A 14,362-nucleotide genomic window follows, 5' to 3' on the forward strand; every position below is an offset into this window, starting at 1 on the left:
ATTATAAAAAAGGAGCGAATAATATGTTCAAAAGAAAGTTCTTTATGGGAAGCATAATTGCAACTGTTTTAGTATCAACGCTATTAGTAGGCTGCGGCACGTCAAATAATAAGAATGCGCCTTCTAATAAGGCTGAAACGCAGGGTGAAACCGCTACAACTGGTGAAGAAGTTACACTAAATATCTTATTCCCGGGAGATCCGCCTAAGGATCTGGACGCGGTTAATGCGGCTATTGCAGAGAAGCTTAAAGCAGACGGCTTAAATATGAAGTTGAACTATACTTTTGTACCGTGGGATACGTACAAGAACAAACAAAGTCTAGTTGTGGCGGCAGGAGAAAAATATGACTTAACTTGGACTCACATTTCCGATTTATCACAAGGTGTAAGTAAGAATGTGTTAATGCCTCTTGATGACTATCTCCAAAGCGACGGTCCCGAGTTACTAAAAGATATTTCGGACTTTGTATGGAAATCAGTTAAGGTTGACGGAAAAACCTATGCTATTCCACGTGTCGTTCCTGTTGCTCAAAGCAATGATACTTTCCAAATTCGCGGTGATCTGCGTAAAAAATATGGCTTACCGGAAATTAAAAGCTCGGCTGATTTCGAGAAGTATCTGGAAGCCGTTAAAACCAATGATCCGACGATCACTCCACTAGCTGGTGGGGCTGGAGGACTTGTCAGAGAAATAGCGCCAAGTTATTTTGCCAATGGAGATTTTACTGGAAGCTTCTTCTATATTGACGTGAATGAAACACCGCTTAAAGTAAAAAATCTATATGCTTCAGAAGCTTATGAGCAGTATGTAAATAAAACAAGAGAATGGTATAAAAAAGGGTATCTGCCGAGTGATCCAAATATGTTCAAAGACATAAACGGAGATTTTGCCAAAGGCAGAATGGCTGCGATGCCTTCTAATATCATTCGTCCCACTGAAATTATTGATGCCCTAAAAGCGAACATTCCGAACGCTGAGCTTGAATTTGTACAATTTGAATCGGATAAGCCCAAATATATCTTCACTAGTGCAGATAATCTGTTGTCGGTATTATCAACAAGCAAACATCCGAAAGAAGCAGTAGCGTTCGTCAATTGGTTACACAGCAGCCAGGAAAACTATGATTTATTCTCCTTGGGCGTTAAAGATGTAAACTACAAGGCCGAGGGTATTAGTGCTTCCTATGAGGGGATCTCACCCGATAAACAATATTTCCCGATTAGCTGGGCCTGGACAGATTTAAGGTATAACAAATTCAGTAAATACATTACTCCAGAGCAACTTGATGTTATTAAAACCTGGGATGATGGTGCCATACAAACACCGCTTATTGGTTTCTCAATTGACACTGAGCCAGTTAAAGCAGAATTGGCTAAAATCTCAGCAATTGCATCTGAGTATTCAACTCAAGGTCCGCTAATGAATGGGATCATTGATTTTTCATCAGTGAAAGATAAATTCCTAAGCCGCTTAAACGATGCGGGAATCGAAAAGGTTCTTGCAGAATACCAGAAGCAATTAGATACTTTCTTGGCGGAGCAGAAATAACTGTATGGGCAGCTTCAACTCGACTGTAATTAAATAAGCGATTAAGGCCAATCGATTCGAATCGGTTGGCCTTACTTACACCAAGATCAATGAATGTTAGAGGATTCCACCCCCAATGATTTATAAAGTACAGCTAAACGAAAGGTAGTGTGCAACAATGGCTACATATGTTTCAACAACGGCTTCAACAGATATTCCACGTCCTGAATATCCGCGCCCGGATTGGGAACGGAAGGAATGGCTGAATCTCAATGGCATCTGGTCGTTTCGATTTGACCCGAATAATGAGGGCTTGAAGGAATCATGGGAGACTACTGATGAGAATGCTTATAGTTCGAACATCATCGTTCCCTTCTCTTGGACTAGCCCGTTGTCGGGAATCGGCGTTGAAGACAAAGGCATCGCCTGGTACCGCCGTTCGCTGAGTTGGAATCCATCCAGTGACGATTCCGGAGTGTTCATATGCTTCGGCGCGGTCGACTATTCCACCGATGTCTGGATCAACGGAACCTATGTTGGCAACCACAAGGGCGGATATGGCGCATTTGAATTTGATGTGACCGATGTTTGGCAGACCGGTTCCGAAAATACAATCGTTGTGCGCGCAGAGGATTTGGATCAAGATTTCCAGACACGCGGCAAACAAGGCTATGGTGAAATCCGTGGCATCTGGCAGCCCGTATGGCTGGAGGCGAGGCCGCAAACCTATATTCGGAACGCCAAGTTCACAACGGCGATAAGTGGTCGAGTTGATGTGACGGCGATCATCTTCGCCCATCAGGCAGGGAAGGTAGAGCTCAGTTTTCAATTTGCGAAAGGCGCGGTCTCGCATAAGACGGAGATTACACTTAACGAAGGCCAGAACAAGATCGCAACGTCTTTCGAAGTAAACAATCCGATGCTCTGGAGCCCCGAAACGCCGCACCTATATGAAGGCGAGCTTCTTTTGGAAGGCGATTTCGGAGTGGATATGGTAGCCACCTATTTCGGTATCCGCGAAATCGGGACGGCACGCATTGATGACCGGGGTTACCGCTGGATTACGCTGAATGGCAAGCCGATTTACTTAAACGGTACACTGGATCAATCTTATCACCCTACTGGCTATTTCACTTATCCTTCGGACGATGAGATGCGTGACGAAATTTATCTCATGAAGCGTCTGGGCCTTAACTTCGTGCGGATTCATATCAAGCCGGAAGAGCCCCGTAAGCTGTATTGGGCAGACAAGCTTGGACTTTTGGTCATGGAAGATATGCCGTGCTTTTGGGGAAATCCGGATAAACGGGCGAGAGACTCTTATGAGAGTGAAGCGCTGGAGATCCTGGAACGGGACTATAATCATCCGTCCATTTTCTCATGGGTTATGTTTAACGAAACATGGGGTCTGAAAACGGACAGCAAGGCTACGTCTCTCACGAGTGATCAACAACATCCGAATAACTATCTTCCAGAAACTCAGGAATGGGTGCGGGGAATATACAAATGGGCCAAAGGAATTGATCCGACTCGAATAGTTGAAGACAATTCACCTTGCAACTGGGACCATGTGGAGTCAGACATTAATACATGGCATTTCTATATCAACGGATATGAACAGGTGCGCGACCATATTAATGAAGTGGTGGAGAAAACATACCCGGGATCATCGTTCAATTGCATCGGTCCCAATGTGCAGACGGATGCTCCCCTGATGAACAGCGAATGTGGAAATGTTTGGGGCATTACGGGGGGAGCGGGCGACAGCGACCTTGCCTGGCATTACCGGTACATGATTAACGAGTTCAGACTTCACGACAAGATTTGCGGCTTCGTATTCACCGAATTCCGCGATGTAACGAATGAGTTCAACGGCTACTACCGCTTGGATGGATCAGATAAACAATTTGGTTACGAGGCATTCGTGCCGGGCATGACGATTGCTGATCTGCACTCGTCGGACTTTATTGTTATTGTTGCTCCTCCAAGCCAGACGGTTAAAGCGGGCGAGACTGTAGCTGTGCCCCTGCTTCGTTCGAGCTTCTCAGACCGTTATCATGGCCAAAAGCTGCAGGTTGCCTGGGAATTGTGGTACGACAATCTCGGTATACGCAAAGTGTCTGATAATGGCAAAGTTTCCGTTGACTGGGGCTTATACGGCGTATCGCCTCTTGAGCCGTTGTCCGTCCGTATGCCGAATCAAGATGCCGTTGCCGTATTGGCCATCCGTTTGCTGGACGAATCCGGTGAGACGGTAACGCGCAATTTCATTACCTTCGATGTGCGCAGTGGCAAAGTGAACGGCGTATATGAGGAGCCGGGTGCATTTATTTCCGTCCCTGTGAATGAATTCGTTGAACAAACATTTGCCTATGAGTGGGAAGCGATCCAGGCGGCGAAGGTGAACGGTGCCAATGAAGGTGGTTTCCTATACGAAATTAAGCTGCCTGATCAGTCTGAGCAAGCATTTATCGGAGAACTGGAAATTTTGTTCGAGGCAAGCGCCAAGCGTGTACTGGCGCGCAACATCGAGGTAGCCAAGGATCTCGTCGCCGGCCTCAACATGATGCATGGCGACGATGCGATGGTTGAATACAATAGAAACACCTATTATATGACCGACGATGAGCGGCACGAGTCACGCGTAAGTGTGCTGGTGGACGGAGAGAAAATCGGCTCGATCGTTCTGCCGGACGATCCGGCCGATAGCAGAGGCGTATTGTCCTGGCACTATCAGCCGGTTCATGACAAATTGGATGAAGCGGGCTCATACGGTTATCTGTGCCGGATAAATGTGCCGGGCCGTGTTGCAGCCAAATTAAACCGGAGCCGCAGCATGAAGATTGAACTGCAAGCCGACCATGGGGGTCTCGCACTATACGGACGCAACGCAGGACGTTATCCGATCGAACTTATGGTGCGGTTTCGATAGAAAAAGCCCAATAAGGGATTAGTGAATACACATGACGATTTCATATTGAAAGGAATTAAACGATGAGCACAAAGAGAACCGCGCATATCATTTCACATACACACTGGGATCGTGAATGGTACTTGCCCTATGAAAAGCATCATGTTCGTCTCGTAGAGCTGGTGGATACGCTGCTGGATAAACTGGACCAAGATCAGAATTATCGCAGCTTCTTTTTAGATGGACAAACGATTATTCTGGAGGATTATCTTCAAGTCAGACCTGATCAAAAGGATAGATTGGCCAAATTTATTCAAGACGGCCGTATTTTGATCGGTCCTTGGTATATCCTACAGGATGCATTTTTGACCAGCGGCGAGGCCAACGTGAGGAATATGCAGATCGGACACCAAGATGCGAAGAAATATGGCCCTGTGGCGAAGATCGGCTATTTTCCCGATACGTTCGGTCTGGTGGGTCAAACGCCGCAATTAATGAAGCAGTCTGGGATTACGAATGCGTTGTTTGGCCGAGGCGTTAAGCCAACGGGCTTTAACAATACCGTATCTGACTCCGATTACGAATCTTCGTTTTCAGAGCTGATTTGGGAAGGACCTGATGGTTCCCAGGTACTCGGAATCCTTTTTGCGAACTGGTATAATAATGGATCTGAAATTCCTGTTGACCGCGAAGAAGCGAAGGCTTACTGGGAGAAGAAGCTGGCGGATACTGAGAAATATGCATCAATGGGCGAGCTGCTCTTTATGAATGGCTGCGACCATCAGCCGATTCAGTTGGATTTGCCCGAAGCGATTCAAGTCGCGCGCGAGCTTTATACGGATACAACCTTTATTCATTCAAATTTCATAGATTACTTGCAGGCTGTTCAGCACTCTTTGAATCATGAGCTATCTATTGTAAAAGGCGAGCTTCGCAGTCAGCGTACAGACGGCTGGAATACACTCGTGAACACCGCTTCCGCCAGGGTATATTTGAAGCAAATGAATCAGTTAGGACAAGCGATGCTGGAAAAGGTAGCCGAACCTCTGGCCGCTTTAGCATATATCCTTGAAGCACAAGAGAAATACCCGCATCATCTGTTCACGTATGCTTGGAAAACATTGATGCAAAACCATCCGCATGACAGCATTTGCGGCTGTTCTATAGATGATGTGCACCGTGAAATGGTGACGCGCTTCGATAAAAGCCGACATGTGGCTGAAGCGATCGTTGATGAGAGTAAACGAGCTATTGCTGAATTTGTAGATACGTCTAGATTTGCCAGATTGGGAGACAACGCCCTTCCCCTCATCGTTATGAATACATCCGGTTGGGAGCGAACCGGTGTCGTGAGTATCGAGCTAGATGTCTTACGTGTGTATTTGTATGACAAATATACGCATGAGGAAGCCAGTGATATCGTGAAGTCGGCGGATCTTTCAGGCATTATTCTCGTGGATGAGAATGGGAGTGCCATTCCATGTACGTCCCAAGATCTCGGACTTCAATTCGGTTACGATCTGCCGGAGGATAAATTCCGCCAGCCGTATCTGTGCCGCAAGGTGAAGCTTACCTTTGAAGCAGAGAATGTTCCTGCATTGGGGCTGAAGGCGTATGCTTGGGTTAATCGTGAAACGGAGATTCCGGCTTCCAGGGTCTTAGCGGGAGAACGCGTTTTGGAAAATGAATCGCTAAAGATTGAAATCGCCGATAACGGTTCATTCAGCTTAACAGACAAAGTGAACGGCCGTATTTATCGGGATCTAGGCATTTATGAAAATACAGGGGATATCGGTAACGAATATATATATAAACAGCCTGTCGGTGAAACACCGCGTACGACCTATGGGGTAGATGCACAAATTCGGGTGTTAGAGGACCATCCATACCAGGCATCCATTGAAATTGTAATCGATTGGGAAATTCCTGCGTCTGCTGACGAAGTGCTCGAAGAAGAGCAGCGCGCTTTGATTCATTTTCAAGACCGGAAAGCACAGCGTTCGGAGCGCATGGTACCGATCCAGATTCGTACGGTTGTAAGCCTGAGCAGCAAAGGCAAAGGGGTGGAGATCTCTGTTACTTTTAACAACCAAGCCAAAGACCATCGTTTGCGGATGTTGTTCCCAACCGATCTGAACACGAAAGTTCATCGCGTCGATTCCATGTTTGAAATCCCTCAGCGGGACATTTTGCCGGCATCCAAATGGGAAAACCCAAGCAATACACAGCATCAGCAGGCATTCGTTGACATTAGCGAGGCAGATGCAGGTCTTGTTGTGGCCAATTTAGGTTTAAATGAATACGAAGTGCTGCGCGATGGTCGCAATTCAATTGCAGTTACGCTGCTTCGAGCGGTTGGCGAGCTTGGCGACTGGGGCTTATTCCCGACGCCTGAAGCGCAATGTCAGGGTGAACATACCGTCCGTATGGTCATCATTCCACATAACGGTGACGGTGTACAGTCGGGCGCCTATGCGAAAGCCTACCAGTTCCAAATTCCGTGGACTTCATGCCAAACAGACATTCACCAAGGAAGTATTGCACCAACGTTTGCGCCATTCAAGTGGGAAGGCAATAAGATGGCTTTCTCCTCGATGAAAATAAATGAAGGAACGGATGATCTGTTACTTCGTTGGTACAACATGGACTTCCAAGAGGCTGAATTAAAGCTTAGCTCTAACCTTCCATACTATTATTTCTACAAAAGTTCAATCATGGAAGATAAGGGACAACCAATTGAATCTGGCACGGGAGGCCAAATGTCTCTAGCGATTGGTTCTTGTGAAATTGTGACAATCGGGATTAATCGTTAAATCTGCGCAACTTAAATCATACATCCGATTTACTAAAAGGCATACGCAGCGATATTACCGGCCTGTGAAACGTTCTTTGGGTTTTTATCTAAATGCTTATGATTTTACTGGAGTAATTGATTCGGTTAATAAGGCTTCAGATAAAAGGGAAGGCGCAGCTGAGCAAGGTCTGCAATTCTGCAACCAGCTTTTCGCGATGACCGGTAGCAGTAAAGCACAATGGGCGGCCTGACGCCTCGGTATGATGGAAGTACGTAACGGGTCATAGCTCTAAAAATTCCATCATCCAGGAGGACGCTCTACTATAAAGTTTTAAAGGCAAGCGAGACAAAATCAACTCATTGAAAAAAATGTCGCTCAACATCTAGTCGATACCGGGTTATGAGAGCGTTGTAAAGATAAAAAGAGCAAGCGCTGCGACAGCGTTTGCTCTTTTTATTGAGGTAACGGGAAGAAAGCTTAACGTTGAAACACTCCTTACTGATTCTTTTTAACAAGAAGCGACCCGTGAGGAGCCCGATATTCAATTAAAGAATTTCATTAACAGATCGGTTTTTTATGATATCTAATACATAAAAACCTAAATCATCATAACTCATTGTATTTAATTTCTCTTTGAAAGCCTCCGGAATAGTCTCTTTTTCAAAAACTCCTTTGATAATATCAATTACTAATTCAACTCTAGCCTGATGCCGGTCCTTAGTGTCTATGCTCATTCATTTGTTCTCCTATTCTAGAAAAATGTCCTTCTCTCTTGGCTATATCTATAGCGTAAATAGATGATTGCCGATTTTCTTGGTGGCTGTACGCGTCTTGAACCAAGCCGATTTGGAGATAACCGGATTATAGTAGAACAACGCATTGCCGGTAGGATCCGTCCCTTTTACAGCAGCTTTAGCCGCCTTGAATGCTGTTTGATTCGGAATTAGCCAGTACTGTCCGTCTTTTACGGCTGAGAAAGCATTTGGCTCCATAATGACTTCTTTTACTGTATTCGGAAACTTTGAAGACTGGAGGCGATTCATTACGACCGCACCTACCGCCACTTGACCTATATAATCTTCCCCTCTGGCCTCGGCATAGATGACACGCGCAAGCATGGAAAGCTCTTTTTTGTTGACCGACAATTTTTTGAGCTTCGCCCATGTTTTCGGACCTACAACGCCGTCACTCTGGAGCCCGTTATTTTTTTGAAAACGTTGAACTGCGCTGCGGGTGGCCTTACCAAAATTTTTATCTATGGGCAAATTGTAATAACCCATCGTCTGAAGCCGGAACTGCAGATCCGGAATATCTTGTCCTTCGCTGCCGAATTTCAAGACGGGTGAAGCATCTACTTTGTGATTTGCTGCGGTTGCGGTAACGAGTATGAGCAGAGTGAATAGAGCCAGAAGTCTGTACATGATGATTAAATCCCTCCGTATGCGAATAATAGGTAAATGATCGAATGGCTTTGAGCGTTTATTCTAGCACAGCATGAATAGGATAATCTTGTTAAGATTTTCTCATATACATCCCCCCTGAAAGAATGGAAAAGCATCGAATTATTATTATATTAACGATGATTAACTGCTAAAAAATAATTTAAAATCGCAGATCACGGATAGTAGGAGTGTACAATGCAGGGTGATATAGAATTAGCAATGGAAAAAATTGAGCAACTTAATTTTCGTAATCAAAGAGCTATGATGGAACTAGTAAAAAGAAGTCTAAAATTAAATGATGATGAATTTACTAAAGAATTGCTTTTAGCTTACGCTCATCAAAACCCTATACATATTTTAGAGGTAGCAGTTGCTCTACAATATGAAGAAATCCTTAAGGCTCTTCCAGATAAATTTTCTTAGTCAAGGAACAGATTGTCTAGTAAGCTGCTCTTTTAGTTTTGGCTTAATCCACTATAGGGTAACGTTAATTGAACGACACATGGAGTAGTTTGCCGCGGCAGCTGCTCCTTGTTTTTATTAACCTAAAGGGTTGTGGTGCAAAGCTCTAATTCTTGATAACCCAACATGGAAGCATTATGAATCAGCAATCATTTTACTAACAGTGAGATGGTATTTAAAATATAGTTTAAGCTATCGGGACATAGTAGAAATGATGAGCTAGCGAGGATTAGAGATTTCTCATACGTTGAAATCGCAAAGGAGCTGGGCATAAGCCGCAGCTATGTGTCGCGGATAGAAAAGCGGGCGCTGATGAGGCTGTATCATAAGTTTTATAAGGTGAAGCGGTGAGTTTCGTTCCATTCATGGAAATGACCGCTCTTTCGTAAGGATTGCGGTCATTTCTTGATCTCTATCTTATTGATGAGGCAATATGTCTTTTCATACGAACACCTGACAAGCAAACAAGCCGAGGCGTTTAGCCCCGACTTGTTTGCTGTTATTTGATTAAAACGCTGAAGCCGTTACCGTATAGATCTTGCTTTTAGCTGTAACCTTGATAACAACCCGATTAGGTGCTTGGGTGGAGTTGTAGGACGTTGACCACCATTCATTATTGTTTACGGGTTTCGTAGGAGATACCGTACCCGTCAGACCCGCATAATTTTTAATAGTAGAAGCAAAGGCTTCCGTAGCCGTCTTCGTCCCTACCAATTCATTTCCTACGTAGAAGTACGCGGAAGCCGCTGTAATATCGTCTTTCGTTACGCCTTGAATTCCTGTTCCAAAGTTGACGTTAAATTGGTATACCGTGCCGACATCGCCGTCATTTGTATCGGTTTGGTCAGCGGGTAACAGGTAAAGCTGTGCATCGTTCAGAAGTCCAATGCCGTCTAATTCTTCTGCGACAGGGTTAGCCAAAAGGTTAGCGGAAACCACGTAGGTAACACCGTTAGCGATTACGGATACGACTACCCGATCAGGTGCTTGGGTGGAGTTGTAGGACGTTGACCACCATTCATTATTGTTTACGGGTTTCGTAGGAGATACCGTACCCGTCAGACCCGCATTATTTTTAATAGTAGAAGCAAAGGCTTCCGTAGCCGTCTTCGTCCCTACCAATTCATTTCCTACGTAGAAGTACGCGGAAGCCGCTGTAATATCGTCTTTCGTTACGCCTTGAATTCCTGTTCCAAAGTTGACGTTAAATTGGTATACCGTGCCGGCATCGCCGTCATTTGTATCGGTTTGATTATTGTTCAAAAGGTACAATTGAACCTCATTAAGGAATCCCGTACCGTCTAATTCTTCTGCGACAGGGTTAGCCGAAAGGTTAGCGGTTACCACGTAGGTAACACCGTTAGCGATTACGGATACGACTACCCGATCAGGTGCTTGGGTGGAGTTGTAAGACGTTGACCACCATTCATTATTGTTTACGGGTTTCGTAGGAGATACCGTACCCGTCAGACCCGCATAATCTTTAATAGTAGAAGCAAAGTCTTCCGTAGCCGTCTTCGTCCCTACCAATTCATTTCCTACGTAGAAGTATGCGGAAGCCGCTGTAATATCGTCTTTCGTTACGCCTTGAATTCCTGTTCCAAAGTTGACGTTAAATTGGTATACCGTGCCGACATCGCCGTCATTTGTATCGGTTTGGTTATTGTTCAAAAGGTACAATTGAACGTCATTGAGGAATCCCGTACCGTCTACTGTGGCTGACAATGTTCTTGCTGTAAGTGTCGCGCTAGCCGCCGAACGGTTACCCGCCGCGTCTTTCGCCTTGACCGTGAACACGTAATCCGTATCTGGGGTTAGTCCCGAATACGTAAACGACGTTACAGCAGGGCTGCCCATGAGCGTACCGTTTACGAAAACTTCGTAGCCCTTTACACCTACGGAATCGGTCGAAGCCGTCCAAGTTAACGTCAGGGAATTGTGGGTAACGTTGGTTACCGAAAGCCCTGTCGGTACGGTAGGTGCGGTCGTGTCTGCGACAGGTCCGCCACCGATAGGTGCAGTTGGAGGCGTTGGGGTCGGTTCAGGCGTAGCCGTTGGTTCAGGTTCCTTCAGGTCTTCAAGATTTTTAGACGTGTCAATAAAGTTAGAAAACATAACCGCCGCTTGTTCTCGCGTCGCCGTGCCTTGCGGATCGAACGTTCCGTCTGGTTTACCGTGAATCAGCCCGTATTTCAGAGCTAAGGCTACAGCATCTTTCGCCCAATCGGATACGCTGACGCCATCCTTGAACGTCAGTTCCGCTGTTTCATCTTTCGGAATCGCGCCAGTGGAAATCAATGCGTTCACCATTATCACCGCCGATTGTTCGCGGGTTAGCGGTGCGTTCGGGCTGAACGTGTTTTTGCCCGTTCCGCGGATGATTCCTGCATCGGAAGCGGCGTCGATGTAAGGTGCAGCCCAATCAGGTACGTCCGAGAAGTTGGAAGACGTCGTTTTGTTAGGGTCGATTTTCAGGGCCATAGACTTGACCATCATTACCACAAATTGTGCGCGAGTTAATTGCCCTTGAGGATTGAACTTACCGCTTCCGTCACCTTGGATAATGCCTTCATCGAGAAGCCGTTGGATTGCGGATTGGGCGTGAGTGCTTGCCCCATCAAAGAATCCTGTGGGCGTTGCTGCAAAGCTAGTACCAACCGCGTTTAACGATCCGATTACCAATGCGGCAGTCAATGCTGTAGAAAGTACCTTTTTATTCATTTAGTTGTCTCCTCAATAATCACAATTTGTATTATTTATGATGAACATTTACGAGCTGGGACCATAATGTGCTATGTAAATATTGATTCACATATATGAGTCCGAAGAACTATTTAGCGGCACGGTTACTATTAGACTAGTGTAAAGCCCACAACCACTCCCTTATAACGAAAAAATATAGTTCTATAAACCTATTAAATATTATTACCTCTATCAAAAGACATAAAACCTAAAAATATCACAAGGACTATTATCCTATAACATAATTATTGTGTCAATATGTGGAATTGAAGATAAATTTTAAGTTGGGGGATGTTGTTATATTCTACACGATAAGTTGTCGAAAAAAGTCGTGCTTCCAAGCAGTAATCAGTTATATCGATATTAACGACGTACGATTGACATACTTTTCGAATGTCAGGACTGCGGAAGGATTAAATGATATTTTGCTCAAAGTGCATGATCTCATCGACCAGGTGGATTTGGCGATCTACCAAACACTTATTGATACAGAAACATCACTTGGCTTAGCATCCATCTGGAGGTCAGTATGCAGCAAAATGGGCAGAATCCTTGAATGTAGGGGGCATGCCATTATTCATTCCCATTTAGAAGAATCAGTCGAAGACGAAAGAATTCTGAAGGTTGGAAGCGAGTATTTAATTCATTCCTAAGAAAAATTGTGCGGATCAGTGGGATCTAATTAAGCGTAATAGAAAACTGGGAATCCTATCAAAAAGGAGCCAATCTCGTCGTGTAACGAAGCTTCAAACAGAATAGAAGTACAATCAATTAAGTAAGCCACTCCAGGATAGTTGCCTTATTTCAGTTGCCGTTTTTCCCGTATGTTGCTTAACTAGTCTTGCAAAGTGGTGAGATGTTTTAAAGCCGCAGCGATGGGAGATTTCTGAAATAGTCAATCCAGTACTAGTTAGTAGTTCAATGGCTCTATTAACCCGATACTCCCACACATAATGTATAGGCGTCGATTGAACATTTGACTTAAATAGTCGCAGTAGATGCTCAGGTGAGATGCAGGCTTGTACGGCTAGCATCTCAAGCGTGATCTCGTCTGAGTAATGTTCATGGATCCACATTAAAGTGGAATATACGGCAGGGTGCTTTTCCTTCTGGAGAAGTACTCTTTTTGATTCAATTGGATATAGATGAATAGCGGCAAGTCCCAAGCTTAGAATGGCGGAATCGTCATTGGGAGCGTGGCGCTGAACGTCGAGCATAAGATCGGTTAGTTGGTTCATCTCCTTAGTTAGCGTAATACATTCAGGTAGCTGGTATAAGACTTCTTGCGTCTCATCGGCTAGCTCGGTTAAATGGATGGATATCCAACGATGCCACGATTGTTCAGTTTTGGAGAAGATGAAGTTCTCCTCGTGTCCAGGCTTTAGGAGAATCAGCTGACCAGGTAAAACTTTGACATGTCGTCGATCGATCGTGATGTTCATTTCTCCAGTATAAAGCATGACGAACTGAATATCTTGCTGGATCCGGGGACCGAATCTGCCTCCAGGAGGGTAGACAATAGAACCAGCATTGGCATATTGTAAGGCATCGAACGGGATATTTAATTTATCAATAGTCATAAGCAATTCTCCAGTCGACATCGTATACGATAACTTGCATAATGTCAATTTTAGATACAATAATGCAAGTTATAGATATTGTCAAGTGAGATCGATCAAAGTATCCTTTAGATAGAAAATTAATTGTTATCGCCAAAGGAGAATGCATGATGAATGGAATATATACGAAGCCGCTCACACCTTTAACGGAGTCACAGATTGAATTCTTCAGAGAACAAGGATATATCCTATTCAAGAAGGGGATGACCGAAGACCTTATTGATGCCTTTAACGGACACATTTATGATATCCGAAATCAAGATCCAATGCCAGAGTGGGCGTCTTGCGACAATAATAAAAGATATTCTGTTAGACTGTTCAATCCTCACAAGCACGATAGCTTTTCTAGACAGTTGATGAAGAATGCAATCGTTCGCGGGGCGCTTGCTCAATTGATGGGCAAGGAAGCGGTATGCGTACAAAGTATGTACTTCTATAAGGAACCAGGCTCTCCAGGACAAGCAGCCCATCAGGATTACTACTATATTAAGAATGATCCAATGACAATGATTGCAGCCTGGACAGCTATGGAAGAAGTGATAGATGTCGAGAATGGCTGCCTATGGGTAATGCCTGGCACGCATAAACTGGGACTACTACCGCATGGTGCTGTTAAGGATCTAGAGGAGCATGAGTCACACACCGAAGAGACGGAAGGAGTCGATACCTCAAGACAAATTCCAGTTCCAATGGAGAAGGGAGACATTCTGTTCTTCAGTGAATTACTCATCCACTCATCTACTAAGAATCGGAGCATTGATCGCTGGCGACGTTCGTACGTTTGCCACTACATTCGCGAGGATTCGAACGTACTTCACCGCGAGGACCTCCGTCAGAAGTACCAGTTATATTAATCTTGAAA

General features: G+C 44.8%; 11 protein-coding genes. 7 read left to right on the top strand and 4 right to left on the bottom strand.

Annotated elements, in window-relative coordinates:
- The first annotated feature begins 23 nt into the window (after positions 1-23).
- The 3 genes from AC0YN7_RS00715 to AC0YN7_RS00725 all read left to right on the top strand — a co-directional run bounded on the left by AC0YN7_RS00715 (position 24) and on the right by AC0YN7_RS00725 (position 7,253).
- Complete coding sequence (locus tag AC0YN7_RS00715; protein WP_475808029.1) at positions 24-1,550, top strand: extracellular solute-binding protein; 1,527 nt, start codon at positions 24-26, stop codon at positions 1,548-1,550.
- Between the two features lie 157 nt (positions 1,551-1,707).
- Positions 1,708-4,461: a glycoside hydrolase family 2 protein gene (locus tag AC0YN7_RS00720; protein ID WP_475808030.1), complete on the top strand. Its 2,754-nt coding sequence runs from the start codon at positions 1,708-1,710 to the stop codon at positions 4,459-4,461.
- A 62-nt stretch (positions 4,462-4,523) separates the two neighbouring features.
- A complete protein-coding gene (locus AC0YN7_RS00725) occupies positions 4,524-7,253 on the top strand; it encodes an alpha-mannosidase (RefSeq protein ID WP_475808031.1) in 2,730 nt (909 codons plus the stop codon).
- A gap of 527 nt (positions 7,254-7,780) precedes the next feature.
- On the opposite strand, the gene AC0YN7_RS00730 is transcribed toward AC0YN7_RS00725, so the two are convergent.
- Together AC0YN7_RS00730 and AC0YN7_RS00735 are read right to left on the bottom strand one after the other, a co-directional pair.
- Complete coding sequence (locus tag AC0YN7_RS00730; protein WP_475808032.1) at positions 7,781-7,969, bottom strand: hypothetical protein; 189 nt, start codon at positions 7,967-7,969, stop codon at positions 7,781-7,783.
- A 48-nt stretch (positions 7,970-8,017) separates the two neighbouring features.
- Complete coding sequence (locus AC0YN7_RS00735; protein WP_475808033.1) at positions 8,018-8,656, bottom strand: cell wall hydrolase; 639 nt, start codon at positions 8,654-8,656, stop codon at positions 8,018-8,020.
- 216 nt (positions 8,657-8,872) lie between these two features.
- On the opposite strand from AC0YN7_RS00735, the gene AC0YN7_RS00740 reads away from it, so the two are divergent.
- Together AC0YN7_RS00740 and AC0YN7_RS00745 are read left to right on the top strand one after the other, a co-directional pair.
- A complete protein-coding gene (locus AC0YN7_RS00740; protein WP_475808034.1) occupies positions 8,873-9,100 on the top strand; it encodes a hypothetical protein in 228 nt (75 codons plus the stop codon).
- Between the two features lie 267 nt (positions 9,101-9,367).
- Positions 9,368-9,490, top strand: coding sequence for a sigma factor-like helix-turn-helix DNA-binding protein (locus AC0YN7_RS00745; RefSeq protein WP_475808471.1), 123 nt, complete (start codon positions 9,368-9,370; stop codon positions 9,488-9,490).
- Between the two features lie 156 nt (positions 9,491-9,646).
- Here AC0YN7_RS00745 and AC0YN7_RS00750 read toward each other — a convergent pair whose 3' ends face one another.
- A complete protein-coding gene (locus AC0YN7_RS00750) occupies positions 9,647-11,860 on the bottom strand; it encodes an S-layer homology domain-containing protein (protein ID WP_475808035.1) in 2,214 nt (737 codons plus the stop codon).
- Between the two features lie 446 nt (positions 11,861-12,306).
- Between AC0YN7_RS00750 and AC0YN7_RS00755 the strand changes: the two genes are divergently transcribed.
- A complete protein-coding gene (locus tag AC0YN7_RS00755; protein WP_475808036.1) occupies positions 12,307-12,534 on the top strand; it encodes a hypothetical protein in 228 nt (75 codons plus the stop codon).
- Positions 12,535-12,648: 114 nt separating this feature from the next.
- Here AC0YN7_RS00755 and AC0YN7_RS00760 read toward each other — a convergent pair whose 3' ends face one another.
- Positions 12,649-13,461: a helix-turn-helix domain-containing protein gene (locus AC0YN7_RS00760; protein WP_475808037.1), complete on the bottom strand. Its 813-nt coding sequence runs from the start codon at positions 13,459-13,461 to the stop codon at positions 12,649-12,651.
- 146 nt (positions 13,462-13,607) lie between these two features.
- Here AC0YN7_RS00760 and AC0YN7_RS00765 point away from each other — a divergent pair, with 146 nt between their 5' ends.
- Positions 13,608-14,354 (top strand): phytanoyl-CoA dioxygenase family protein, encoded by a 747-nt coding sequence (locus AC0YN7_RS00765; protein WP_475808038.1) that lies wholly within the window; start codon positions 13,608-13,610, stop codon positions 14,352-14,354.
- Positions 14,355-14,362 lie beyond the last annotated feature (8 nt).

The sequence above is a fragment of the Paenibacillus sp. J31R122 genome, from assembly GCF_056269185.1.

What these genes read in the sequence shown, in the direction of transcription:
- AC0YN7_RS00715 (WP_475808029.1), top strand. Translation starts at nt 24, where the DNA reads ATGTTCAAAAGAAAGTTCTTTATGGGAAGCATAATTGCAACTGTTTTA.
- AC0YN7_RS00720 (WP_475808030.1), top strand. Translation starts at nt 1,708, where the DNA reads ATGGCTACATATGTTTCAACAACGGCTTCAACAGATATTCCACGTCCT.
- AC0YN7_RS00725 (WP_475808031.1), top strand. Translation starts at nt 4,524, where the DNA reads ATGAGCACAAAGAGAACCGCGCATATCATTTCACATACACACTGGGAT.
- AC0YN7_RS00730 (WP_475808032.1), bottom strand. Translation starts at nt 7,969, where the DNA reads ATGAGCATAGACACTAAGGACCGGCATCAGGCTAGAGTTGAATTAGTA.
- AC0YN7_RS00735 (WP_475808033.1), bottom strand. Translation starts at nt 8,656, where the DNA reads ATGTACAGACTTCTGGCTCTATTCACTCTGCTCATACTCGTTACCGCA.
- AC0YN7_RS00740 (WP_475808034.1), top strand. Translation starts at nt 8,873, where the DNA reads ATGCAGGGTGATATAGAATTAGCAATGGAAAAAATTGAGCAACTTAAT.
- AC0YN7_RS00750 (WP_475808035.1), bottom strand. Translation starts at nt 11,860, where the DNA reads ATGAATAAAAAGGTACTTTCTACAGCATTGACTGCCGCATTGGTAATC.
- AC0YN7_RS00760 (WP_475808037.1), bottom strand. Translation starts at nt 13,461, where the DNA reads ATGACTATTGATAAATTAAATATCCCGTTCGATGCCTTACAATATGCC.
- AC0YN7_RS00765 (WP_475808038.1), top strand. Translation starts at nt 13,608, where the DNA reads ATGATGAATGGAATATATACGAAGCCGCTCACACCTTTAACGGAGTCA.